A 23,090-nucleotide genomic window follows, 5' to 3' on the forward strand; every position below is an offset into this window, starting at 1 on the left:
CCAAAGTCGTCTGATGGTCAAACCGTAACGCAACCCGAAACCTTAGGACCTGGTGCGATGAATATTCCTCAGCCTACTGGGACTGGGACCAAACAGTAAGAATTAATTTTGTATTAATGACCATATATGTGGCTCTAACTACTTTTAATTAGAAGTGATGAACTAAATGATGAAAATTGCAATCGCTGGAGCAACTGGCCGCATGGGAAAGATGTTGATTGAGGCTGTGCTCAATACCCCTGACGCTCAATTAGCAGGGGCGTTAGAACATTCCTCTTGCCCTCAATTGGGTGAGGATGCTGGTTCTTTTTTGGGCAAAAAAACAGGTGTAATCATTTCATCCGATGTGGCTCAGGTGCTAGCAAATGCAGAGTTTTTAATTGACTTCACAAGGCCTGAAGGCACGATGGCTCATTTGGCTGCTGCAGAGAAGACAGGTACCAAAATGATTATTGGTACAACGGGTTTGAGTGGTGATCAAATTGCTAGCCTCAAAAAGGCCTCTACCAAGTTGGCGATTGTGTTTGCTCCTAATATGAGTGTTGGCGTCAATGCCACATTCAAGTTACTCGAGATTGCGGCAAAGATGCTCAATCAAGGTTATGACATTGAAATTATTGAAGCCCACCATCGTCATAAGGTGGATGCACCTTCGGGAACTGCGCTGAAGATGGGTGAGGTGATAGCCGGAGCTTTGGGTGAAAAATTAGACGACGTTGCTGTATATGCTCGTGAAGGCCATACAGGTGAGCGTAAGGAAGGCTCAATTGGATTTGCAACGATTCGTGGTGGCGATATTGTTGGCGATCACACCGTCCTATTTGCTGGTGATGGTGAGCGTATTGAAATTAGCCACAAGTCTTCTAGCCGCCAATCCTATGCACAAGGTTCATTGCGTGCCGCACGCTTCTTGCAAACCCAAAATTCTGGCCTATATGACATGCAAGATGTTCTGGGTTTGCGTAAATAGCATCCAGCATTCACTAATCACTAAAAATAGAAGAAAAGAGTTGTCTTGAATGAGTAAGGATTACGACTACCGCAAGATTGAAGCGGCAGCGCAGGCTGATTGGGAAAGTGCGCAAGTCTATCGAGTTTTTGAGAACGCTGTAGATATCTCTGGGAAGAAAAAACCAAAGTATTACGCTTGCTCTATGTTGCCTTACCCGTCCGGTAAGTTGCATATGGGACATGTTCGTAACTACACCATCAATGACGTGATGGCACGTCAGCTTCGGATGCAGGGTTATAACGTTTTAATGCCCATGGGTTGGGATGCCTTTGGGATGCCCGCTGAAAATGCAGCGATTCAGAATAAAGTACCACCAGCAAAATGGACTTACGACAACATTGCTTATATGAAAAAGCAAATGACTGCGATGGGTCTAGCCATTGATTGGTCGCGTGAAGTTGCTACTTGCAATCCTGACTACTATCGCTGGAACCAATGGCTCTTTTTAAGGATGCTCGAAAAAGGAATTGCTTACCGTAAAACCCAAGTAGTGAACTGGGATCCGATTGATCAAACAGTGCTAGCAAATGAGCAAGTGATCGATGGTCGTGGTTGGCGCTCTGGCGCGCTGGTTGAGAAGCGCGAAATTCCTGGTTATTACTTCAATATTACTGCGTATGCAGAGCAGCTTCTCTCTGGCTTGGATAACTTGGGCTGGCCTGAGCGTGTCAAAACCATGCAACAAAATTGGATTGGTAAAAGTCGTGGCGTGCGTTTTGCGTTTAAGCATGAGATTGCTGATGACCATGGCAACTTTATTCAAGATGGCCTACTTTATGTATTCACGACCCGTGCTGACACCATCATGGGCGTTACTTTCTGCGCAGTTGCTGTAGAACATCCATTAGCAACAAAAGCCGCTAAAAATAATCCAGCTCTCGCAGCTTTTATTGAGAAATGTAAAACGGGTAGCGTGATTGAAGCTGATCTAGCCACCCAAGAAAAAGAGGGGATATTTACAGGCCTCTACGTCACACATCCTTTAACGAATGAGTCAGTACCTGTTTGGGTTGGTAATTACGTGCTGATGTCTTATGGCGATGGCGCTGTAATGGGCGTGCCTGCCCACGACGAGCGCGATTTTGCTTTTGCACTCAAGTACGATTTGCCGATCAAGCAAGTCATTGCGCTAAAGGGTGAGTCACCAATCTTTAATGCAAGCCGCTGGGAAGATTGGTACGCCCAAAAAGAAGGCGTGATTTGCTTTAATAGCGACAAATATAATGGTCTTTCGCATGAAGAGGCTGTAAGTGCAGTTGCTACAGATTTGGAAAAGATGGGCATTGGCGAAATCAAAACCACCTATCGTTTGCGTGATTGGGGAATTTCTCGTCAGCGCTATTGGGGTACTCCAATTCCAATTATTCATTGTGGTGATGATGCAAATTCAGGCTGTGGTGCTGTACCTGTTCCAGAATCTGATTTGCCAGTGGTATTGCCAGAGGATTGCGTTCCAGACGGTAGCGGCAATCCATTAAACAAGCGCGCAGATTTTCTGAATGTGAAGTGTCCGAAGTGCGGCAAGCCCGCTCGCCGCGAGACTGACACGATGGATACCTTTGTAGATTCTTCTTGGTACTTTATGCGCTATACCGGCCCTAATGCCAAAACGATGGTCGATGAGCGCAATGAGTATTGGATGCCGATGGATCAATACATTGGCGGTATTGAGCATGCTATTTTGCACTTGCTCTATGCGCGCTTCTGGACCAAGGTGATGCGTGACCTCAAGCTTATTAGTTTTGATGAGCCGTTCCAGAATTTGTTAACTCAAGGTATGGTGCTGAACGAAACGTATTACTCTGAAGATGCCTCTGGTAAGAAAACTTGGCTCAATCCTTTAGATGTTGAATTAGATCTCGATGAAAAAGGTCGCCCGAAAGGCGCTAAGTTAAAGGGTGATACATCAAACACCGCTGTGATTATTGGCGGTGTTGAGAAGATGGCTAAAAGTAAGAATAATGGAGTAGATCCTCAAGCCTTGATTGACCAGTATGGTGCTGATACTGCGCGTCTATTTGTGATGTTTGCAGCGCCACCAGAGCAGCAGTTGGAGTGGTCTGGCGCTGGCGTTGATGGTGCTTCACGCTTTTTGAGACGCGTTTGGATGTATTCGAGCAGTCAAGCTGAGGCCATTCGTAACGCGCAAGATTCTGTACCCAATCACTTGAGTGATGCTGAAAAAGAACTGAGACGTGAAGTGCATACCATTTTGAAGCAGGCTAACTTTGACTATCAACGTCGCCAATACAATACTGTAGTGTCTGCGGCGATGAAGATGCTTAATGTGCTTGAGCCAATTAAATTAGGTCAAGATACCGCCATTAATGCTCCAGTGCTACGTGAGTGCTTAGGTATATTGTTGAGAATTCTATATCCAGTAGTGCCGCATTTAACCCATGTGTTATGGAAAGAAATGGGTTATGCCAAGACCTTTGGCCCTCTTCTAGATGCACCTTGGCCTGAGGTGGATGAAGCTGCATTAGTTCAAACTGAAATTACCTTGATGCTGCAAATTAATGGGAAGTTACGCGGTGATATTCGGGTACCAGCAGACGCTGGCAAGGAGCAGATCGAAATCTTGGCATTACAAAGTGAGCCGGCAACGAAGGCTCTCAATGGCGGCGTACCCAAGAAAGTGATTGTTGTTCCAGGTCGCTTGGTTAATATTGTGGCCTAAGTGAAAGCAAATATATGAGCGCAAATCATATTCGACGTGCATTACTCGGCTTAATTATTGCAGCCCCATTGAGTGGGTTAATTGCCTGTGGATATCGCATTCGTGGAATGGTTGATTTACCCTTTAAGGTGATTGCAATTACAGGCAATCCATCACCTCCGTTGCGAGGTGATTTACAAGCTGCCATTTTGACAGGCACGGATGTCAAGGTTGCAATTAATCCTAAAGATGCTGATTTAATTTTAGAGGTCACCAATGAAATTAACGGTCGGGAAATTTTGGCTTACAACTCTAATGGTCAGATCTCTGCATATCGCTTGACCATTCGGGTCTTCTTTAGAGTCTTCGATAATGCTGGCGGAGAGATTGTTCCTGAAAGTGAGCTTTATATGACTAGGGATATGGACTTCTCGAATACTACCGTGTTGGCAACCGATGTTCAACAGCAACAGTTCTTGACATTAATGCGTAAGGATCTGGCTGTGCAGATTTTGCGTCGTATCTCTGCTGCTGCAAAAAGTCCACAAGCAAGATCTTTCTAAAGATAGACAGAGAACTCGTATGGTCAAAGTTGATGCATTGCAAGCGCATCTCAAATCATTTAGTTCTGGCGCTGCTATGTTGCCACTCTATGTTTTTAGTGGCGATGAGCCTCTTTTGATGATGGAGGCAATGGATCAGCTTCGCTCAGCCGCCAAGAAAATGGGCTTTACTGATCGTGAAGTCATGGTGCAAGAGCGCGGGTTTGACTGGGGTGCCCTCATGAATGCTGGCCAAACGATGTCTTTGTTTGGCGACAAGCGCTGGGTAGAGCTCCGCATTCCAGCTGGGAAGCCAGGCCGTGACGGAGCAGACGCTTTAAAACAATTTTCTGCACAAATCGCTTCTCAGCAAGATGGCGCAAATGGTCCTGATACGGTGGTCTGCATTGTGCTGCCAAGATTAGATGGAAAAACCAAAACCTCTGCTTGGTTTGCTGCTTTAGATGATGCTGGGATGGCTATTCAGGTTGATACCTTAGATCGTAGCCATTTACCGCAATGGATTTCCGGCCGACTCAAGAAGCAAAGTCAAGAAGTCGAGGCTGGCCCTGAAGGTCAACGCGCTCTCGAGTTTATTGCCGACCAAGTTGAAGGCAATTTAATCGCTGCACATCAAGAAATTTTAAAATTGGGTTTGTTATACCCTGTAGGTAAGCTAACTGAAGAGCAGATTCGCTCATCTATTTTGAAGGTGGCGCGCTATAACGTTTTTGAATTAACCGAAGCCATGCTAGCTGGCGATTTACCAAGGTTAAATCGTATGTTAGACGGCTTAAAAGGTGAGGGCGAGCCTTTGGTATTGATTTTGTGGAGCGTAACCGAAGAGCTTAGGCTACTATCTAAATTAAAGGCTGCAAGCGATGCTGGGGAGTCAGTTCAGCAGCTCATGCGAGCCAATCGGATTTGGGGCAATAAAGAGCGTTTATATCCGGCTGCTATTAGAAGAGTACAACCCCTCAAGCTGCGCAGAGCAATGCAAGTTGCGGCAGGCTTGGACCGCCAGTCAAAGGGCCTGCATGCTGCGGAATTGCCGGCAGACCCATGGGATGGCTTACGTTTGCTTGGTAATTTATTGCGGTAATGGTTTAGAAAATTAGGAATATAGGTGTAGCGATGAGTTTGAATATTCAAGAGATGATGCAAGATATTGGCAAGCGGGCGCGTAGCGCATCGCAGGCGATGGCACGTGCTTCTGCTGAGCAAAAAAATCAAGCCCTCTTACATATTGCTAAGCTTGTGCGTCAAAAAGCAGCCGAGATTCAGAAAGTGAATTTACAAGATGTAGAGCGCGCAAAAGCAAACGGACAAGATGCTGCATTTGTGGATCGCCTAACGATGACCCCAAAGACAATTGAAACAATGGCTTTAGGTCTTGAGCAAATTTTTTCGCTGGATGATCCGATTGGGAAAATTTCGACTTTTCAAAAGCAAGCTTCTGGAATTGAGATTGGCCAAATGCGTGTTCCACTTGGTGTGATTGGCATCATCTATGAGTCACGTCCCAATGTCACGATTGATGCAGCAGCGCTTTGTCTGAAATCAGGTAATGCTGTGATCTTGCGTGGTGGTTCCGAGGCGATTGATTCCAATACTTTGTTAGCTCAAATTATTCAAGAGGGTTTAGCTGCAGCGAATCTACCTAAAGATGCCGTTCAGGTCGTTACCACGATAGACCGGAGCGCTGTTGGTGAGATGATCACGATGACTCAATATATTGATGTGATCGTGCCACGGGGTGGCAAGAGTTTGATTGCGCGACTCATGGCTGAGGCACGTGTGCCAATGATTAAGCATTTAGATGGCATCTGTCATACCTATATTGATGCAGATGCAGACATTGCGATGGCAGTGAAGGTCTGCGATAACGCTAAGACGCAGCGCTACTCACCATGCAATGCGATGGAAACCCTTTTGGTTAACAAAGAGGTTGCACAAAAAGTGTTACCAACACTTTGCAAAATCTATCAGGACAAAGGTGTGGAATTAAGAGTGGATGATTTGACTCGTAAAACGCTGGAGTCGAATGGTTTTCAGAATCTGGTAGATGCTACAGAAGAAGATTGGCACACAGAATACTTGGCTCCAATTCTATCTATTAAGACAGTCGCTAATATTGATGAGGCTATGAGTCATATCGAGCGCTATGGTAGCAAGCACACTGATGCAATTATTACTAATAACAAAGCTCAAGCAGATCGTTTCTTACGCGAAGTGGATAGTGCTAGCGTGATGGTGAATGCCAGCACTCGTTTTGCAGATGGCTTTGAGTATGGCCTGGGTGCAGAGATTGGTATTTCTAATGACAAGTTACATGCCCGCGGACCTGTTGGCTTGGAGGGTTTAACCTCCCTGAAATACATCGTCATGGGCCATGGCGAGATTCGTAGTTAAAAAATATGACGAACTCTTATCTCTGGATTAAAACTTTCCATATCGTCTTGATTACTTCATGGTTTGCAGGCCTATTTTATCTGCCGCGTATCTTTGTGAACTTGGCTGATGAGAAAAACCCTGATACTTATGCCCGTCTCTTGGGAATGTCTGACCGCCTCTTTCGCTTTATGACTATCTTGGCTGTACCGGCCGTATTGCTTGGGGTAACGCTCTGGCTTTACTTTGGTGTTGGCGCGGGCGATGTTTGGATGCATGCCAAGTTATTTTTTGTTCTTTTAGTCATTGGCTATCACCATGCCTGTTATGGCATCCTCAAGAAGTTTCGCACTGGCGTGAATACAAAGTCTGGCGTTTGGTATCGCTGGTTTAATGAAGTGCCAGTCATTCTGCTAGTGGTCATTGTTGCTCTGGTTCTTTTTAAACCCTAGGCATCCTCTTATTTTTTATCCTTTTTAGACTGTTAGCCCCATGAGATTTTTTGTTGTTTGTCCAGGCGGTTTAGAAGTACCGCTTGCTCAGGAGCTCGCAGAGATTGCTCAGCGCCCCGAGTCCAAAGCATTAGGGGTTTGGGTGATTGATCCAACCCCAACTAGCCCAACGGGTGGGATTGGTCTAGCTGGACCGATTTCTACGGCGATGGCTCTCAATTTACATTCCAGAATTGCTAGTCGTGTTTTGTTGCAGATGGCACAAGCGCCCTATAGGCAAGAAGAAGATCTTTATAAATTGGCTAGTGGCCTAGCTTGGGAAGATTGGTTTACTTCACAGCAAACATTGCGCGTGGATGTAACCGCACACCGATCCCCACTCAAGAGCTTAAATTTCGCCACTCTGAAGATTAAAGATGCCATCGTAGATCGTTTGCGAGATGTTACTGGCGATCGCCCTAGTATTGATACCGCCTTTCCGGATGTGCGAGTTCAGGCGCACTTAACTGCGACCCAAATAACGATTTACTTAGATACTTCTGGTGAGGCCCTTTTTAAGCGTGGTTGGCGCGATGAAAAAGGTGATGCTCCCCTGAAGGAAAATTTAGCTGCAGGTATTTTGTCGATCACTGGTTGGAAGCCAGGGCAGTCATTATTTGATCCGATGTGCGGTAGCGGCACTTTTTTGATCGAGGCTGCTCAGATGGCTTTATCTATCCCTCCTGGAGCGATTCGGGCAGGGATATATGGCGATGATGCTAAGCCCAGCAGACTGGCTTATCGCCCTCTTGTTACTTCTGCAAACGGCTTTGGCTTTCAGAGGCTTAAGCCCTTTAATGAAGCTGCTGAGCAAAAGCGCTGGGGTAATTTAAAAGAGGCTGCCCTTGCGCAAATGTTGGAAAAGCGTAAGCAATATCCAGACGTAGATTCCTTAAGAATCAGCGGTGGCGATATTAATGAAAAATTAGTCTCTATGTTCAGGGCTAATTGGCAGAGAGCACAGCTGCCAGAGCAAGCCCTTGTCCGTCAGGTTGATGCTCTAGCAACTAAGCCTCCAACAAATGCTCAAGAAGGTGTGATGTTGTTAAACCCACCTTATGGTGAGCGTCTTGTCATTAAAGGCGGCAGAGGGGGAGGTGGCCAGGATCATAATTCTCGTGATGTACGTGATGCTGAATATGGGGTTGAGCCAGAAAATCGCTTTGAGATGAATTTAGAGACAGGTCGTCAGAGTGCCAAGCGCTCTAGTCGTGAGTCTTTGAAGAAGCTTCAGGCAGAAGAAGAGCAGGATCCCAAGTTTGTCGAGTTCTTGCGCCAATTTGGCCAACACCTGAAAGATACTTTTGGTGGATGGAATGTTTTTGTATTGACTGCCGATATGGCCTTGCCTGGGCAGTTGCGTATTAAGGAGTCAAAGCGCACCCCATTATTTAATGGTCCTCTAGAGTGTCGTTTATTTAAGTTTGAGATGCATGCTAAGCGTCCTTCCTCCAGCGAAGGCTAAGCCCTTTAAAATAAAGCTACTATTAAAGAAATACATTGAGAAATAAAGCGGAGAGTAAGTAAATGGAATTTAAAACCTATATGTGTCTGATTTGTGGCTGGGTCTATGATGAAGCAGCTGGTCTACCTGACGAGGGTATTGCTCCAGGCACTCTCTGGAAAGATGTACCCATGAACTGGGCTTGTCCAGAATGCGGTGCTCGTAAAGATGATTTTGAAATGATGGCGATTTAATTAGGAGTTGACTGTGGCAAAAGTGAATCAAAACGAAGTTTTATTTGAGCGTGCACAAAAGACAATTCCAGGAGGCGTGAACTCCCCAGTACGAGCTTTTCGTCAGGTGGGTGGTACACCCCGTTTTGTTACAAAAGCCAAGGGTCCCTATTTTTGGGATGCGGAGAATAAGCGTTATATCGATTTGATTATGTCTTGGGGCCCAATGATTGTTGGCCATGCAAATCCAGAGGTAGTCGAGGCGGTACAAAAAGCAGCAGAAACCAGTTTTAGTTATGGTGCCCCAACAGAGGGCGAAATTGAGTTAGCTGAGCGTATTTGCTCCATCATGCCTAGCCTTGAGCAAGTGCGCATGGTCTCGAGTGGCACAGAGGCAACAATGAGCGCCCTCCGTCTTGCACGTGGCTATACCGGGCGAGACTTAATTATTAAATTCGAAGGTTGTTATCACGGTCATGCAGATAGTCTTCTGGTCAAGGCTGGCTCAGGCTTGCTAACCTTTGCTGACTCTACTCAAAACGCACCATCTTCTGGCGGTGTTCCGCAAGACTTGGTCAAGCACACATTGGTATTGCCCTATAACGATGTAGCTGCGATTGAGGAAGTCTTTAAGAAGCAGGGCGATCAGATTGCAGCAGTGATCCTGGAACCCATTGCAGGCAATATGAATTTAATTCAGCCTTCAAAAGAATTTTTATCAGCGATGCGCAATCTTACAAGCAAGTATGGCAGTGTTTTAATTTACGACGAAGTAATGACGGGTTTTAGGGTTGCTTTAGGTGGTGCTCAGTCTTTGCAAGGCATTACCCCTGACCTCACTTGCTTGGGCAAGGTCATGGGCGGTGGTATGCCTATGGCAGCTTTTGGTGGCAAAAAAGAAATCATGTCTAAGCTTGCACCTTTAGGTAGCGTCTACCAAGCGGGCACTTTATCCGGTAATCCAGTGGCTGTGGCAGCAGGCTTAAAGACTTTGGAGATTATTTCTCGGGAAGGTTTTTATGAATGCCTGACTGGTCAAACTAAAAAGCTGATGACGGGCTTAAAGCAGGCCGCCGATAAAGCAGGCGTCCCGTTTGCGGTTGATAACGTGGGCGGCATGTTTGGTTTCTACTTTGCTAATCAGGTGCCCACTTCTTTCGAGGCAGTGACTAAAACTGATATTGAGGCGTTTAAGAAATTCTTTCATTTAATGCTGGATGAGGGTGTGTATCTTGCCCCATCTGCCTATGAGGCTGGTTTTACCTCGATTGCGCATGACGATGAGGTGGTCAATGCCATTATTGCAGCAGCAGATAACTCATTTAAGAAGCTCTAAGCTAGGTTGCGATTACATTCTGAGTGGATGGTCGTAGCCATCCACCTGAATAAGCTCAAGGCTTTTTGAGTCTTTATTAGAGTTGGCGATTTCCAGGGCAGTGAGTTTTCCGCCCCAGACACAACCAGTATCTAGTCCAATCACATTGCTTCGTCGCAGCAGACCCAATGCAGACCAATGACCAAAGTAAACGAGGGTATCTGTGGTTTTACGCTTAGGTACATTAAACCAGGGTATATAACCCTTAGGACCATTCTCTAAACCTTCTTTACTTTCAAATTCCATCTGTCCGCTGGGGGTGCAAAAGCGCATACGGGTGAGTGCATTGGTAATAAGCCGCAAACGCTCATAACCCTTTAGTGAGTTACTCCACTTATTGGGAGTATTGCCGTACATATTAGCCAAGAAATCCTTATAGGATTTGCTACGCAGGGCCTTCTCAACTTCTTGTGCGCATTCAATGGTTTGCTGTAGGTCCCATTGTGGGAGAACGCCGGCATGCACTGTTAATATCTTGCCATTAGTCAGTGCCATGGGTCTTTTACGAATCCAATTGATGAGTTCTTTCCGATCAGGCGCTTTTAGAATTGCATCAACCGTATCTAAACCCTTAGTATTGCGCAGTCCAGCATCAATTGCTAAGAGATGAAGATCATGATTACCAAGAATACATTCAGCGCGACCAGATTCTTGTAGAGATTTAAGTTGCCTTAGGGCGCCAAGGGAATCAGGACCACGGTTCACTAAATCACCTAAAAAAATCAGATTAGATTTTTTAGGAAGTTTTTTGACGAGGGCTTTGAGAGAAGGACCGCATCCTTGGATATCCCCCACAGCATAGATTTTGCTCATACCCTATCTTAGCGGAAAAGAAGCTACCGAGCCTTTTACTCGCTGACTTTTTTGACTACGCTATAGCGCACCAAAGTTTTCTTGCGTGCCTCATCATGATCAACAATAGGCAAAGCGTAGTCTCTACCTAAGACTACGCCGGCAGCTTCAAGTTCAATATGCCCCGCTTTCCAGGGCGCATGAATCGATTTCTTGGAGAGTTTTTCAAGTTGAGGCAGATAGCGTCGAATAAATTTTCCCTCAGAATCAAACTTCTCTGATTGGGTGATGGGATTAAAGATGCGGAAATAGGGCTGGGCATCACAGCCTGAGGAGGAGGCCCATTGCCAACCACCATTATTGGATGAGAGTTCAAAGTCATTGAGGTGTTCAGCGAAATAGGCCTCACCCCAGCGCCAGTCAATACCCAAATCCTTTGTGAGAAAGCTAGCTACAACCATGCGTAGACGATTATGCATATAGCCACTCTGATTGAGTTGATGCATGGCCGCATCGACAAGCGGATAACCGGTTTTACCTTCGCACCAAGCTGCAAAGAGTTTTTTTGCATGAGCGCCACTTTCCCAGGCGATGTTGTCGTAGTCTGGTTTGAATGAGGCTCCTTTTGCAAGTCTTGGATGGTTAGCCAAAATCATGAAATAAAAATCACGCCAAATCAGCTCACTTAACCAAATCGTGGCACCCATGCTTCCGGCCAGCATGCGACGATGTGCTTCGCGAACCAGACCTCTAATAGAAAGCATGCCAAAGCGTAAATGCGTCGATAAATAACTCACACCTTTAATAGCAGGAAAGTCTCTACCGATTTGGTATTGATCAATGCGGGAAAGAAAGTCTTCCAAAAATGCTTGTCCACCCTCAGAGCCTGGCGGCAAATAGGCTTCAATACCAGTGGCACAAAAGCCCATCGATTCTAATGAGGGGAGGGGAGTATCTAGCTTTTTGGGAATGGGAGCAAATTGACCGGCTTTAGGCTTGCATTCATGAGCAGCTAAATCTTTTTCTTGCAGCGTTTTGAGCCAATTGTTTTTATAGGGCGTAAAGATCGAGAAAACAGTATTGGAGTTGGTAAGGATTTCTTTCTTCTCGAAAATCACTTGATCTTTAAAATCTGCAAACTGAATGTCGATTTTCTCCAAGGCTCTTTTGACAGACTCATCACGTGCTATAGCTGATGGCTCATAGTCATGATTGGTAAAGACAGCGTCAACGCCCATTTCTTTAGCAATCTGGGGAATACATTCAATCGGCTTACCAAAGCGAACAATGAGGCCTCCACCCATGGTGCGGAGCTCTTCATCAATTTGTTTTAGACCTTGCCAAATAAAATCAACACGGCGCTCGTGTTTTAAGCCTTTGGCATCTAATTCCCCCTGAATAAGCGGTTTTAGAATATCGGTATCAAAAATGAAGGTGAGCCAGACCTGTTTAGCCTCTTTTAGGGCGTGGGAAAGTGCAGCATTGTCATAAAGACGAAGGTCACGACGGAGCCAGACTAGAGCTTTTTGCATAGCCCCTATATTAGGGCTAATTTGAGTGTGCTGCTGAAGGGAAGATATCCAGACGGGTTAAGATCAATGCTAACCATGGATACGATCTTTTTTATTCTCTCGAAGGTAGTGCAGTTTTGCATTGAACCGCTCAACTGGGTCATTATTTTCGTCTGTCTAAGCTTGCTCTTTTTGGGCTTAAGAAAACCGCATCTTTGTAAACGGTTTTTAGTATTAGCAGTTCTGGATTTACTCATTGTCGGATGGTTGCCTGCTTCCGAGGTTTTTCTAAGACCGCTTGAGGATTCCGTTCCTAAGATAGATATTGGCAAATTAACGGTAGATCAGGTTGGCGGCATCATTATTTTGGGCGGGGCAATAGAAGGCGGAAAAATTGCGGTAGATCGCGGCGAGATTTCGATTTACTCTTCAGCCGAAAGGGTTACTAAGGCTTTTGAGCTCATCCGAAAGTATCCTAACTTGCCTTTCATCTTTAGTGGGTTCTCGGGGCGTATTACACCAAGTGGTATATCCGAAGCTGACGCATTTAAGCAGCTCATTCAAGAGCAAGGCTTGGCAGATAGAGCTGGACATTACGAAAACCAGTCACGCAATACCTATGAGAATGTGGTTTTCATGAAACCCATGATTGCTCAGATTGAGCAAGGAAAGACTGGAAAACCCTGGCTTTTAATTACCTCCGCAAGTCATATGTATCGATCGGTGAAGATTTTTCAAAAGCAGGGGGTAGAGATTATTCCCGTTCTCGTGGATTACCAAACGGCTAATAGTCTTCATTGGACAGCATTTGATTTAGTGGATGGGGCGCAAAACTGGAATAAGCTGATTCACGAAATAATTGGTCTTTTTGCCTACTGGATTACTGGAAAAATCTAGATATTCTGTAAAATAAACCCATATGACCTCGGCTAAAAAAGCACCCCCTGCTTCAGATCTAGCATCTGTGCCAGAGCCTTCAATTTCTTTTTCAGCCAGTCATTTGGCAAATCAATTTCTAATTGCCATGCCTGGCATGGTCGATCCTAATTTTGCGAGATCGGTGATCTATCTCTTTGAGCATACCGAGAGAGGTGCAATGGGTTTGGTTGTGAATCGACCAACTGAATTAGATCTAGCAACCCTATTTGACAAGATTGAGCTCAAATTAGAAATTGCACCTTTATTAGAGCAACCCGTGTATTTTGGCGGTCCGGTTCAAGTGGAGCGGGGTTTTGTCTTGCATGAACCCATCCCCAACCCATCCTATAGTTCTTCATTGATTATTCCCGGCGGCTTAACCATGACCACTTCTAAGGATGTTTTAGAGGCTCTAGCCATTGGAAATGGCCCACGCAAGTTTCTGATGACTTTAGGCTATGCGGGCTGGAGTGCGGGTCAGCTTGAAGAAGAGATCACCTTAAATGGGTGGATGAATGTGCCTCTTTCACGCCAACAAATGATTGACATTATTTTTGACACTCCCTCGAGTCAGCGCTACGAAAAGGCAATGAGTCATTTGGGCTTTGATCCTTCCCACTTATCTGGAGAGGCAGGGCATGCCTGATCCGATCAAGAAGCCGATGACGATACTGGCTTTTGATTATGGAACGCGTCGGGTTGGCGTGGCAGTGGGAAATACAGAGACAAAGGCAAGCCAGGCATTAAAGATCATTGCCGCTCCAAATACAGATGGACTATTTCGAGAAATTGAGAGCCTTTTAAAAGAGTGGCAGCCAGATCAGGTTGTTGTGGGGCTTCCCACTCACCCTGATGGTGCTGAGCATGAGATGACTATCAAGGCACGACGTTTTGGCCATCAGATTCAAGGGCGCTTCAATTTACCCGTAACTTGGGTGGATGAGCGCTATACATCGGCAGTTTTGGAGGCTGATCCTCAGATGTACGACAATCTAGATGCGCATTCTGCCGCGCTCATTTTGGAGCAATATTTTGCAGAATATTAATAAGCACCGGAATTAAAAATGAATGCTGAATCCTTATACAAAAAATTACTAGAAAATTTACATAGCAGATTGCAATGCGGGACTTTTGAGCTGGCTGGCTTAGCTATGGGTGGCGCATGGATTGCGGAGCGTTTGGCCCAAGATTTAAAGCTACCTCACTTTGGTGTGATTAACGTCGCCTTTCATCGGGATGATTACGCAGAAAAAGGAATGACTGCATTGAGAACGGCAAGCACGATGTCTACTCAGTTACCTTTTGGTGTGAACGGGGCAAACATTATTCTGATTGATGATGTCTTGCTTACAGGTAGAACCGTGAGAGCAGCTCTGAATGAATTATTTGATTTTGGTAGGCCGGCACAAGTTGAATTAATGGTCTTGGCCGATCGGGGCAAGCGAGAATTGCCAATCACTGCAAATTTTGTGGGGGAAGTCATCCAAGTTCCAGATCAGCAAATCTTAGTATTGGAAAAAGATGCGACTGGCAAGTTCAGCTTTGTCCTTGAGGAGCGTGAATCATGAATCCCGTAAATCAATTTAATACAGCTGGCGAGTTAACCCATCTTCTGACCTTAGAGGGCCTACCCAAAGAGCAAATTCTGCATATTCTGGATACCGCTAAGCAGTTTGTCAGCGTTACTGATCCTTCTAGAGAAGTTCGCAAAGTGCCTTTACTGCGGGGTAAGAGTGTTTTCAATCTTTTCTTTGAAAACTCCACGCGTACAAGAACTACTTTTGAGATTGCGGCAAAACGCTTATCTGCTGATGTCATTAATTTAGATATTTCCACTTCTTCAACCGCTAAAGGCGAAAGTCTGCTCGATACGATTGATAATTTAGTTGCGATGCAAGCGGATATCTTTGTAGTACGGCACAGTGTTTCTAAAGCGCCAATTGAGATTGCGAATCATGTCCCACCGCATGTACACGTTGTCAATGCCGGAGATGGTAGCAACCAACATCCCACTCAAGGTCTTCTAGATATGTATACGATGCGTTACTTTAAGCAGAATTTCAAAGGCTTAAAGGTCGCGATTGTTGGCGATATTGTTCATAGTCGTGTAGCTAAATCTAATATTCATGCACTGACCACATTGGGCTGCGAGGAGATTCGCGCTATTGGCCCTGAAAGCCTGCTACCAAGCAATCTAGACATGCTGGGTGTCAAGATTTATCACAGCATGGAAGAGGGCCTCAAGGATGTCGATGTGGTGATGACATTACGCATTCAGAAAGAGCGTATGGAAGCTGGGCAAGTGCCCGAAGGAGATGCCTTCTTTAAGCAGTATGGTTTAACTCCTGCGCGTTTGGCCTTGGCTAAACCAGATGCGATTGTGATGCATCCTGGACCAATGAATCGTGGAGTTGAAATTGATTCAGCAGTAGCTGATGGACTTCAATCCGTTATTTTGAACCAAGTAACCTTTGGTATTGCTGTGCGTATGGCTGTGATGTCAATTGTTGCCGGTAACTAGGGATTTGATAGCTGCTTCAATTTGAGTATCAAAGTAAACATGGCTATCTAGTACGGCCTCGTCTTGAGTCGCGGCACTTGAGTTAGCAAGGTTGTTGCTAATGACCACATTAAATTGACATAGATTACTCAGGCCAAACATCTGTGCCCATGAGTTATTTCTGTAGGGGTTAATTTCTAAAACTTTGACGCTAGAGTCCAAGAACAGTAAATTGAAAACACCGGCACCGACCATATAGGTAAAAGTTTCTGCTTTAGCTAGAGTGTCTAGATAGTCTCTTAAGCTCAATTTCGATAAGAAAACTTGCTCGATATTATTTGCTTGCAAAAATTGCTGATCAATATCCAGGAGATTTTTGCGGCTTAACTCATTTCTGCCATAGATTAAATTCTTATTTCGAGCTTCGACAATATGATGTTTTGTAAAGCAGGTATTTTTGATTTCTCGGCAGATATTCAAATACTCAGGATATATTTTGAGATCTCTCCCTTCGGGCGTAATGATGAGATCAGAGAATGAATAGGCGGTGTTGTAGTCTAAAAAGATCAAATCCTGAGGATCAATAACAGATTCAAGAAATTCTCTTTGAAAGTGATCCCCTTTGATAGAAACGCATACACGTTTCTTATTTTTTCTCCACTCTACATAAAAGGGAAAGAAAACATCATGAAAAAAATGGGCAATATTATTGGTATGAATTAACAGTAAATAAAATTGCTCCCCTTTAAGTTCTTTGGTATTTAGCTTAAATGGGAATGTAATCCAGCGCCTAATGAATCGGATTCGGTCATGTTTGACTGTAATGGCGTGCTTACTGAATAACTGATTCTGATAGAGAAGGTAGCTTTCATTCGCCGATAGACGAAACAACAGCTTTTTAATGAATTCTTGAATTTTATTCATACCTAATCTTTATATAATCTACCAACGCGCGACCACTATAATTTGCTTATTAATAACAGTTTAACGACCATTTTACGTATTCACCATTTCTATAGTATTTAGCTTTATCCCACAGAAGGAAGTTGATTGAAATCCGTGTCGATCCAGAATCAGAAAAATTGGCTTTTGCTATCGCACGCTTTCAATATGGATGGTCGTGCTGCTAGTTTGACGATTACCGATAAGATCCCCTATTTTTTAGAGGCGGGCGTTCAACCTATCGTCTTGAGCGCCATTACCGGCTTGAAAGATCAGCGCTTTCAGCATGAGCAGTTCTTAGCTTGGGGCCCTGCGGCATTCCGTTTTGATTTTCGTCATTGGATTGCAAATAAGTATGGCCGTGGCTTTATTTATAAGTTACTCACGCGCACCGTATCTATTTTGTTGGCACCCTTCATTGCTATTGAAAAACTACTCCTCGGCTACTCGAGTCAATGGTCATGGGCAATCCCAGCATTTATTCGTGGTTATATTCTGATCCGTCGTGGCAAGGTAGATGTTATCTATTCCATCGGCAGCGCATGGTCGGCGCATTTGGCTGGTGTGTGGTTAAAGAAAGCTACTGGCCTTCCGCTGATATCTGAAGTTCATGATCCCTTGGTGATTCGCAAAGATCAAAATGATCAAGGTTTTGAGAAGCCAAAAAATCGGGATGCACGCTTTCGCCACTACTTAGAGGCCCAGCTGTGTAAGTATTCCGATTATGTATGGTGGTTTACTCAGGGCGCTTTGCATTACGCTAAAGTTCGCAATCCCAATTTAAATACGCATGGTAACGCCGTTGGATTTGTAGTGATACCTGGCGCTAATCCGCCAGGAACAATCGACAAAGCAGATGCCCATCAATACAGTGAGCATTTAAACCTTTGTCATTTTGGTTCTTTAGCTAATGACCGCTCACTTTCCATGATTTTGAAGGCGGCAAATAGTCTATTTGCTAAATATCCAGACGCTAGGAAGCATCTTCGTGTTCATGCCTATGGTGCGCCCTTAGACTCTTTATCTCATGATGCGATTAAGCAGTATGGCTACTCAGATGTTTTGTTAGCTCATGGAAGGTTAGAGCGTGATCCCCTAACCGGAATGTCTGGTCGTGAACAGGTTGCGCAAAAGATGCAGGAGGCAGATGTATTGATTCTCTTGCATGGTAATGATGAATGGTGTGCCGAGTACATCCCATCAAAATTCTATGACTACTTATGGTCTGGCCGTCCAATCTGGGGTATCACCCACCGTAACCCACAACTAGATCAAATGCTGTTAGATCGTAAGTCTTATTTGAGTGCTGACGGTGATGAGTCTGGTATTGCGATGGCACTTGAGCGAATTTGGTTAGATTGGCAGCAAAAGCAATTAATTAAGCCGGTCTGGGAGCCAATTGGCGTAGACCAAGCCGTTAGCAGTATCCTGTCACATATTGCTTCATAGAAGGCCGCATCTTGAAAGATCTCGTTCTTTACTGCAAATCTTATCGTAAAGATTTCTTGCGCTTAAGGCGCTTGCTCAAATCTATCTCGCAGCACAATATCGATCAAATTCCTTTTTACATTTCAACCCCGACTGCAGATCGAGAATTACTCATTGAGCTCGTTGGCTCTCAGGGTTATGAATGGGTTTCTGATGAGTCTATTATTGATGCCAACCCCCTGGTACCTAGCGGTATTGCAAATACAAAATCTGGCGGACTAGCCCAGCAAGTTGTTAAGTCTGAATTTTGGCGTTTGGATTTATGTGCCAACTATGTTTGTCTTGATTCGGACTGTATTTTTATCAAAGACTTTTATGGCGCAGAATTCTTGACTGATGATGGAAATCCCTATACGGTGATTTATCAGAATAAGGAATACTTTCAGCTAGCAATTGATCGCGGCTATAGCAAGGCACCCGTACACCTCAAAGCAGAAGGTGATCGCGTAAAGGCTGTGTTTGGGCGCCAAGGACCGAACTACTATTGCCCTTGCCCCCCATTTATATGGTCTGCTGCGGTATGGAAGTCATTGGATGAAAACTACCTTAAGCCAAAAGGGCAAACCTTATGGGATCTGTGCACTCCAGAGCATCCAGAAACCTTACTGTATTTGGAGGCCTTATTAAACTTTAAGGCCATCCCTTTGTATCCGATTGAGCAGCTCTTCCGAGTTTACTACTACGACTGGCACTACTATCTCTTGCGAAGACTGGGTGAAACTCCTGATAAGTTGAAAGATAACTATTTAGGTTTGATTTATCAATCTAGCTGGGACTTAGGCTTGGACTATGGAGGAAGCCAGAAGTCGATCCTTTCAAGAGCCTTGAAAAAACTCAAACGATTTGCTCGTTACCTACAAAGCTTTATCTAATGAAAAATACACCGTTAGTTAGCGTGCTCATGCCCGCCTATAACTCGGAGCTATATATTGCAGAGGCTATTCAGAGCATTCTGAATCAGACATATCAGAATATTGAATTGATCATTTTTGATGATGGTTCTTCTGACAAAACAAGACAGGTAATTGAAGGTTTTACAGATTCACGCATTATTAAAATACTCTCCGATCAGAATTACGGCGTAGTACGAGCTCGCAATGAGATGATTGATAGGGCTAGCGGTCAGTACATTGCCTTAATGGATGCAGATGACATTGCAGATCCATTGCGTCTAGAGAAGCAGATCAGTATTCTTGAGAGCGGGCAGTATGATCTTTGCGGTAGCGCCCAGTGGGTATTAGATGAGGGTACTGGCCAGATCAAAAAATCAAAAGATAAGTTTTCAGATGCAGATCTTCGGGCGCTTTTATCTGTTTATTGCGGTTTATGTAACTCCGCTATGACAGGTAAGGCAGAAATCTTTAAACGTTTTAAATATGACACTTCAATTTTGACTTCTGAGGACTATTATCTTTGGGTGCAAATGGCTGCAGCCAGATCTCGCTTCTTAAATCTTCCTGAGCGTTTAATTACTTATCGTCGTTATCCTGCCCAGACTAGCTCTGTCCATTTGGAAAAATTCAAGCTAACCACGATTGAAGTACAAAAAAAGTATCTCGAGCTATTAGGAATCAATCCTGATTTCTATCCACGCCATCTTCCCTTTAAGCAAAGGTTGGTTAACGGTATTGGGCTCTTGCGAGAACTCAATCGCAGATTTCCTGGGGTATCACTGAAGGCGAATGCTGAGATCTATGCAAGATTTCAGTATCGAAGAAATGGTGTCTACACGCCATTTACTCGTCTCGAGCGCCTTTTGGTTGCCCTATGGGCAAGCTTGCTAGTTTCTTAACGCAGGTTTAGCTTGATGTGGCTGGCAATAGTTTGTTGATCGATATCGCCTATAGAGCTGGGTAATTCAAGTAATTTATTGGCGCCCCTATAGGAGTGCCACATCTGGGGCATGAGTTTTACCTGATCGCCCAACATCCCTGCAAGATGACTCATGCCACTTTTAGATCCTATTAAGACATCTGCATGAAGTAGGTGATGAAAGGTGCCCATGAAGTCGCTATCAATATGCTCATGGACTTCATACCCCGTGTTCTGAAAGCGCTCTTTCCAGGAGAATGGCGCTCCAGTTTCGGAACGGTATTGGCCATCCTTACCTTCGCTATAAATATGAATAGCTACTGAGCGTGGCGAATGATTCAAAATCGTATTGAGTATTTCTAGGTACCAAGCATCGGGTAGCATTCTGGAAGAGAGGTCTGAGAATTGCCTGCCTGGGAGAAGATCACCCCTTCTGATATGAACAGCAATGTTGATCTTCTTTGGATCAAACATCAGGGGAATTGGAAGATGTTCGCGGGCTTGTGTGTAGGCCTTGATAAACCAGTCACGGCTTGGGCCATATTCGTAATCACCAAATCGATTATTGCTAATCTTAAAGGCAATATTTGGGCCTGGATGCTGCTGAATAAATGCATCCACTGCCTTATAGATTTCATCATCGACTTGATCATTCGTCGGAATGTGAATTTCAAATTCGGGTAACTCAATGACCTTGACTTCACCCTTTTTAATCTTTTGCTCAAGATCCTCTCGGCTAGTGAGAATCCTTTTGGGATCCAGCATCCGATTTAAGTCATCCCCAATATTATGGGTTTCGTTCGCACGTCTACCTCTTAATTTACGTAGGGATTGCTTTAAATTCCATCTAAAGGACTGCTTATGTGATTTTTGAAGTTGCTTTTCTGAATACGCAAATTGCAAATTGTTTCTTGCAGCAATTTTGATGGCACGATTCATGATTCCCATCGAGTGCCCAATCCCCGCATCAGGATTGTCATAGTCAATTAAAAACCGATTATTCATCGTTGCAGATCTTGAAGAACTTTATTGACAATGGTTGATGCATAGCTACTTGTGTCAAATTCCATTGCCTTAGGACTCGCAAGGAATTTCTGTATATTGTCCTGGTATTGCTGGTATTGATCGGCATCGATAGTTAAAAGAAATTGGTGTACTTCGCCCGTACTCTTAAAATTTCGTCTATCGATATAGCATGTGCTAGGAATATGTTCTTCAATAGTATGGGATCCCCAGTAGACAGGAACACAGCCATTCAGTAGGCAATCAAATATTTTTTCGCTAATGTAGTCCGGTAGATTAGCCACATTCTCATAGCAATAGGCAAACTTTGCTTTTTGATACACGCTCCCTTTATCTTCAATTTCACCGACATAGCTTGGGAAAGGTTTGTATCCAAAAATTTGGGATGCCATACGTTTTAAGCGTCGAGTGATTTTTTCAGTGGAAGTGAAAGCGGGTTCGGGCTTACTCCAGCCCAATCCATACAATGAGAAATACTCAGGAGCATTTCTTTCGTACCAGCGAATGACATTGATGCGCTCTTTATATAAATCATCATCCATGGGCTTAGGAAATGCCTTATTAGCATTGATAAGGCATGCAAATATAGGGCGATCTTTGAAGGCTGGTGTCTGCTTTATTTGAATCTGATTTGGTATGAATAAGCCAATAGCATTTGGAAGATGTAGTAAGTCTTTATTCCAGGTAAAGACTCCATCAAAAGTACTTAGATATGCCTCGCTCCTATTGAGAGGGCAAATATAGGGGTTTTCGGTCGCAATTAGGTATTTTGGACTTGGAATATGGTCTATTGCTTGCCCATCGTGCAAAATACTAAAGGCAATCTCTCGACCTTGATTGACATCGGGATTGTTTAGCTCAATACCGTGTTTTAGAAATTCAGATCTGAGTAATCGGTTGGTAAAAGTTGGGTTGTAGGTATGATGTCTATCAATTTCCTCAAAAGAGGCATTTTTCACTCTATCTTGTTGATAGTAATTAGCAAATAACATTATTTATATGGCTCTATTTAAATCTCAGAAGTTAGCGCGGAAATCGATTGTAGATTCCAAAATACTGCTGGCTGGTCCAGTTAGAAATGTAGCGCACACGATTCAGAATGAGGTTGAAACCCTAGTAGCAAGTCTTGGCAACTTTAAAGAGATTTATTGCTTTGTGGTTGAGAGCGATTCTAGTGATGATACCCTGAAAAAATTAGAAGAACTACAGGGTGTCATTAGAAACTTTTCTTATGTGAGTGCGGGTAATTTGAGTGAAAAGTACCGCCGGCGTACCGATAGAATTGCCCTGTGTAGAAATCTCATTATTGATGAGGTTGCAAAAAATCCGCTTTTTGCAGATATTGACTATATTGCCATGGCTGATTTAGATGGTATGAATGGCTTGGTCACCCCGGCAAAGATTGCGCAATGCTGGGAGGTGGATGAGCCATGGGATGTCATTACCGCTAATCAGCTGGGCGAATATTACGATATCTGGGGATTAAGCCATCCCTATTGGAATCCAATAGATTGTTGGGAGCAAAAGCGCCAACTGGAAAATATTCTCGGCAATGATATGGCTCAAGATATTGCGGTGACCTGTAAGCAATCTCCAATAGATCCACGAGCAGACCTGATAGAGGTAGACTCAGCTTTTGGCGGCCTGGGTATTTATAGGCGCGAGGCTTTTCTAGCAGGTCGATATGCTGGGACAGATGATTTAGCTGGTGGCATTGATGTGGCTGATCACACGCCATATCACAGAGAGTTACGCCAAAAAGGCTTTCGTATTTTTATCAACCCCGCCTTAATTAATTGCGATAAGTCTACACGCGATATTGCCGAAGGCGCTCCCATACCCAAGGCTAGCGGCGCATTAAAATTATTAAAGAAGCTAGGAATTTTATTATTTGGTAAGAAGCGATTTAATAAGTATCTGCAAATGATGCAGACTCCTTAATCGCATATTTGATAGA

Annotated in this window: 23 protein-coding genes; 18 read left to right on the forward strand and 5 right to left on the reverse strand. The window is 44.2% G+C overall.

Annotated elements, in window-relative coordinates; translation table 11 throughout:
• Positions 1–169: 169 nt before the first annotated feature.
• From dapB to hemL, 9 genes are all read left to right on the forward strand, one after another.
• Positions 170–970 carry a 4-hydroxy-tetrahydrodipicolinate reductase gene (gene dapB, locus ICN31_RS00005; RefSeq protein WP_216257460.1) on the forward strand — a complete coding sequence of 267 codons (801 nt, stop codon included), beginning with the start codon at positions 170–172 and terminating at the stop codon, positions 968–970.
• Between the two features lie 49 nt (positions 971–1,019).
• Positions 1,020–3,692 (forward strand): leucine--tRNA ligase, encoded by a 2,673-nt coding sequence (gene leuS, locus ICN31_RS00010; protein ID WP_216257360.1) that lies wholly within the window; start codon positions 1,020–1,022, stop codon positions 3,690–3,692.
• 14 nt (positions 3,693–3,706) lie between these two features.
• Positions 3,707–4,234 carry an LPS assembly lipoprotein LptE gene (gene lptE / locus ICN31_RS00015; protein WP_216257362.1) on the forward strand — a complete coding sequence of 176 codons (528 nt, stop codon included), beginning with the start codon at positions 3,707–3,709 and terminating at the stop codon, positions 4,232–4,234.
• Between the two features lie 19 nt (positions 4,235–4,253).
• A complete protein-coding gene (holA, locus tag ICN31_RS00020; protein ID WP_216257363.1) occupies positions 4,254–5,315 on the forward strand; it encodes a DNA polymerase III subunit delta in 1,062 nt (353 codons plus the stop codon).
• A 32-nt stretch (positions 5,316–5,347) separates the two neighbouring features.
• Positions 5,348–6,625, forward strand: a complete 1,278-nt coding sequence (locus ICN31_RS00025) for a glutamate-5-semialdehyde dehydrogenase (RefSeq protein WP_216257373.1) — start codon at positions 5,348–5,350, stop codon at positions 6,623–6,625.
• Positions 6,626–6,630: 5 nt separating this feature from the next.
• Complete coding sequence (locus ICN31_RS00030; protein ID WP_216257375.1) at positions 6,631–7,056, forward strand: CopD family protein; 426 nt, start codon at positions 6,631–6,633, stop codon at positions 7,054–7,056.
• A 40-nt stretch (positions 7,057–7,096) separates the two neighbouring features.
• On the forward strand, positions 7,097–8,560 hold the full coding sequence (locus ICN31_RS00035; protein ID WP_216257378.1) for a class I SAM-dependent RNA methyltransferase: 1,464 nt from the start codon (positions 7,097–7,099) through the stop codon (positions 8,558–8,560).
• 62 nt (positions 8,561–8,622) lie between these two features.
• Positions 8,623–8,793 (forward strand): rubredoxin, encoded by a 171-nt coding sequence (locus ICN31_RS00040; protein ID WP_216257381.1) that lies wholly within the window; start codon positions 8,623–8,625, stop codon positions 8,791–8,793.
• Between the two features lie 22 nt (positions 8,794–8,815).
• Positions 8,816–10,108, forward strand: a complete 1,293-nt coding sequence (gene hemL / locus ICN31_RS00045; protein WP_216257462.1) for a glutamate-1-semialdehyde 2,1-aminomutase — start codon at positions 8,816–8,818, stop codon at positions 10,106–10,108.
• A 12-nt stretch (positions 10,109–10,120) separates the two neighbouring features.
• Here hemL and ICN31_RS00050 read toward each other — a convergent pair whose 3' ends face one another.
• Both ICN31_RS00050 and ICN31_RS00055 read right to left on the reverse strand, forming a co-directional pair.
• Positions 10,121–10,960: a symmetrical bis(5'-nucleosyl)-tetraphosphatase gene (locus ICN31_RS00050; protein ID WP_216257383.1), complete on the reverse strand. Its 840-nt coding sequence runs from the start codon at positions 10,958–10,960 to the stop codon at positions 10,121–10,123.
• Between the two features lie 35 nt (positions 10,961–10,995).
• The gene (locus ICN31_RS00055; RefSeq protein ID WP_216257385.1) at positions 10,996–12,471 is read right to left on the reverse strand and encodes a deoxyribodipyrimidine photo-lyase; all 1,476 of its coding nucleotides are present in this window, start codon (positions 12,469–12,471) and stop codon (positions 10,996–10,998) included.
• A gap of 75 nt (positions 12,472–12,546) precedes the next feature.
• On the opposite strand from ICN31_RS00055, the gene ICN31_RS00060 reads away from it, so the two are divergent.
• The 5 genes from ICN31_RS00060 to ICN31_RS00080 all read left to right on the forward strand — a co-directional run bounded on the left by ICN31_RS00060 (position 12,547) and on the right by ICN31_RS00080 (position 15,889).
• Positions 12,547–13,347 (forward strand): YdcF family protein, encoded by an 801-nt coding sequence (locus tag ICN31_RS00060; RefSeq protein ID WP_216257389.1) that lies wholly within the window; start codon positions 12,547–12,549, stop codon positions 13,345–13,347.
• A 127-nt stretch (positions 13,348–13,474) separates the two neighbouring features.
• A complete protein-coding gene (locus ICN31_RS00065; RefSeq protein WP_240553843.1) occupies positions 13,475–14,014 on the forward strand; it encodes a YqgE/AlgH family protein in 540 nt (179 codons plus the stop codon).
• Positions 14,007–14,414 carry a Holliday junction resolvase RuvX gene (gene ruvX / locus ICN31_RS00070; protein ID WP_216257392.1) on the forward strand — a complete coding sequence of 136 codons (408 nt, stop codon included), beginning with the start codon at positions 14,007–14,009 and terminating at the stop codon, positions 14,412–14,414. The genes ICN31_RS00065 and ruvX overlap by 8 nt, the downstream gene beginning before the upstream one ends.
• A gap of 18 nt (positions 14,415–14,432) precedes the next feature.
• Positions 14,433–14,936 (forward strand): bifunctional pyr operon transcriptional regulator/uracil phosphoribosyltransferase PyrR, encoded by a 504-nt coding sequence (gene pyrR / locus ICN31_RS00075; RefSeq protein ID WP_216257395.1) that lies wholly within the window; start codon positions 14,433–14,435, stop codon positions 14,934–14,936.
• Entirely contained in the window at positions 14,933–15,889 is a 957-nt protein-coding gene (locus tag ICN31_RS00080; RefSeq protein WP_216257397.1) for an aspartate carbamoyltransferase catalytic subunit, read from the forward strand. Before pyrR ends, ICN31_RS00080 begins: the two co-directional genes overlap by 4 nt.
• Here the strand turns inward: ICN31_RS00080 and ICN31_RS00085 are convergent.
• Positions 15,869–16,792, reverse strand: a complete 924-nt coding sequence (locus tag ICN31_RS00085) for a glycosyltransferase 61 family protein (RefSeq protein ID WP_216257399.1) — start codon at positions 16,790–16,792, stop codon at positions 15,869–15,871. The genes ICN31_RS00080 and ICN31_RS00085 overlap by 21 nt on opposite strands.
• A gap of 135 nt (positions 16,793–16,927) precedes the next feature.
• Here ICN31_RS00085 and ICN31_RS00090 point away from each other — a divergent pair, with 135 nt between their 5' ends.
• Genes ICN31_RS00090 through ICN31_RS00100 form a run of 3 tightly spaced genes read left to right on the forward strand, consistent with a single transcriptional unit; the run spans position 16,928 to position 20,090 of the window.
• Complete coding sequence (locus tag ICN31_RS00090; RefSeq protein ID WP_370624246.1) at positions 16,928–18,259, forward strand: hypothetical protein; 1,332 nt, start codon at positions 16,928–16,930, stop codon at positions 18,257–18,259.
• 11 nt (positions 18,260–18,270) lie between these two features.
• Positions 18,271–19,170, forward strand: a complete 900-nt coding sequence (locus ICN31_RS00095) for a DUF6492 family protein (RefSeq protein ID WP_216861377.1) — start codon at positions 18,271–18,273, stop codon at positions 19,168–19,170.
• Positions 19,170–20,090 carry a glycosyltransferase gene (locus tag ICN31_RS00100; RefSeq protein WP_216257402.1) on the forward strand — a complete coding sequence of 307 codons (921 nt, stop codon included), beginning with the start codon at positions 19,170–19,172 and terminating at the stop codon, positions 20,088–20,090. The genes ICN31_RS00095 and ICN31_RS00100 overlap by 1 nt, the downstream gene beginning before the upstream one ends.
• Here ICN31_RS00100 and ICN31_RS00105 read toward each other — a convergent pair.
• Together ICN31_RS00105 and ICN31_RS00110 are read right to left on the reverse strand one after the other, a co-directional pair.
• On the reverse strand, positions 20,087–21,115 hold the full coding sequence (locus tag ICN31_RS00105) for a hypothetical protein (protein WP_216257403.1): 1,029 nt from the start codon (positions 21,113–21,115) through the stop codon (positions 20,087–20,089). The genes ICN31_RS00100 and ICN31_RS00105 overlap by 4 nt on opposite strands.
• On the reverse strand, positions 21,112–22,125 hold the full coding sequence (locus ICN31_RS00110) for a glycosyltransferase family 10 domain-containing protein (protein ID WP_216257405.1): 1,014 nt from the start codon (positions 22,123–22,125) through the stop codon (positions 21,112–21,114). Before ICN31_RS00110 ends, ICN31_RS00105 begins: the two co-directional genes overlap by 4 nt.
• A gap of 7 nt (positions 22,126–22,132) precedes the next feature.
• Here ICN31_RS00110 and ICN31_RS00115 point away from each other — a divergent pair, with 7 nt between their 5' ends.
• Positions 22,133–23,074 (forward strand): hypothetical protein, encoded by a 942-nt coding sequence (locus tag ICN31_RS00115; RefSeq protein WP_216257407.1) that lies wholly within the window; start codon positions 22,133–22,135, stop codon positions 23,072–23,074.
• Positions 23,075–23,090 lie beyond the last annotated feature (16 nt).

This window comes from Polynucleobacter sp. UB-Piko-W3, assembly GCF_018881635.1.
In the GTDB taxonomy this organism is placed as follows: Bacteria; Pseudomonadota; Gammaproteobacteria; order Burkholderiales; family Burkholderiaceae; genus Polynucleobacter.

Coding starts and splice junctions, on each gene's coding strand:
- dapB (WP_216257460.1), top strand. CDS start 170: ATGAAAATTGCAATCGCTGGAGCAACTGGCCGCATGGGAAAGATGTTG.
- leuS (WP_216257360.1), top strand. CDS start 1,020: ATGAGTAAGGATTACGACTACCGCAAGATTGAAGCGGCAGCGCAGGCT.
- lptE (WP_216257362.1), top strand. CDS start 3,707: ATGAGCGCAAATCATATTCGACGTGCATTACTCGGCTTAATTATTGCA.
- holA (WP_216257363.1), top strand. CDS start 4,254: ATGGTCAAAGTTGATGCATTGCAAGCGCATCTCAAATCATTTAGTTCT.
- ICN31_RS00025 (WP_216257373.1), top strand. CDS start 5,348: ATGAGTTTGAATATTCAAGAGATGATGCAAGATATTGGCAAGCGGGCG.
- ICN31_RS00030 (WP_216257375.1), top strand. CDS start 6,631: ATGACGAACTCTTATCTCTGGATTAAAACTTTCCATATCGTCTTGATT.
- ICN31_RS00035 (WP_216257378.1), top strand. CDS start 7,097: ATGAGATTTTTTGTTGTTTGTCCAGGCGGTTTAGAAGTACCGCTTGCT.
- ICN31_RS00040 (WP_216257381.1), top strand. CDS start 8,623: ATGGAATTTAAAACCTATATGTGTCTGATTTGTGGCTGGGTCTATGAT.
- ICN31_RS00050 (WP_216257383.1), bottom strand. CDS start 10,960: ATGAGCAAAATCTATGCTGTGGGGGATATCCAAGGATGCGGTCCTTCT.
- ICN31_RS00055 (WP_216257385.1), bottom strand. CDS start 12,471: ATGCAAAAAGCTCTAGTCTGGCTCCGTCGTGACCTTCGTCTTTATGAC.
- ICN31_RS00060 (WP_216257389.1), top strand. CDS start 12,547: ATGGATACGATCTTTTTTATTCTCTCGAAGGTAGTGCAGTTTTGCATT.
- ICN31_RS00065 (WP_240553843.1), top strand. CDS start 13,475: ATGCCTGGCATGGTCGATCCTAATTTTGCGAGATCGGTGATCTATCTC.
- ruvX (WP_216257392.1), top strand. CDS start 14,007: ATGCCTGATCCGATCAAGAAGCCGATGACGATACTGGCTTTTGATTAT.
- pyrR (WP_216257395.1), top strand. CDS start 14,433: ATGAATGCTGAATCCTTATACAAAAAATTACTAGAAAATTTACATAGC.
- ICN31_RS00080 (WP_216257397.1), top strand. CDS start 14,933: ATGAATCCCGTAAATCAATTTAATACAGCTGGCGAGTTAACCCATCTT.
- ICN31_RS00085 (WP_216257399.1), bottom strand. CDS start 16,792: ATGAATAAAATTCAAGAATTCATTAAAAAGCTGTTGTTTCGTCTATCG.
- ICN31_RS00100 (WP_216257402.1), top strand. CDS start 19,170: ATGAAAAATACACCGTTAGTTAGCGTGCTCATGCCCGCCTATAACTCG.
- ICN31_RS00105 (WP_216257403.1), bottom strand. CDS start 21,115: ATGAATAATCGGTTTTTAATTGACTATGACAATCCTGATGCGGGGATT.
- ICN31_RS00110 (WP_216257405.1), bottom strand. CDS start 22,125: ATGTTATTTGCTAATTACTATCAACAAGATAGAGTGAAAAATGCCTCT.
- ICN31_RS00115 (WP_216257407.1), top strand. CDS start 22,133: ATGGCTCTATTTAAATCTCAGAAGTTAGCGCGGAAATCGATTGTAGAT.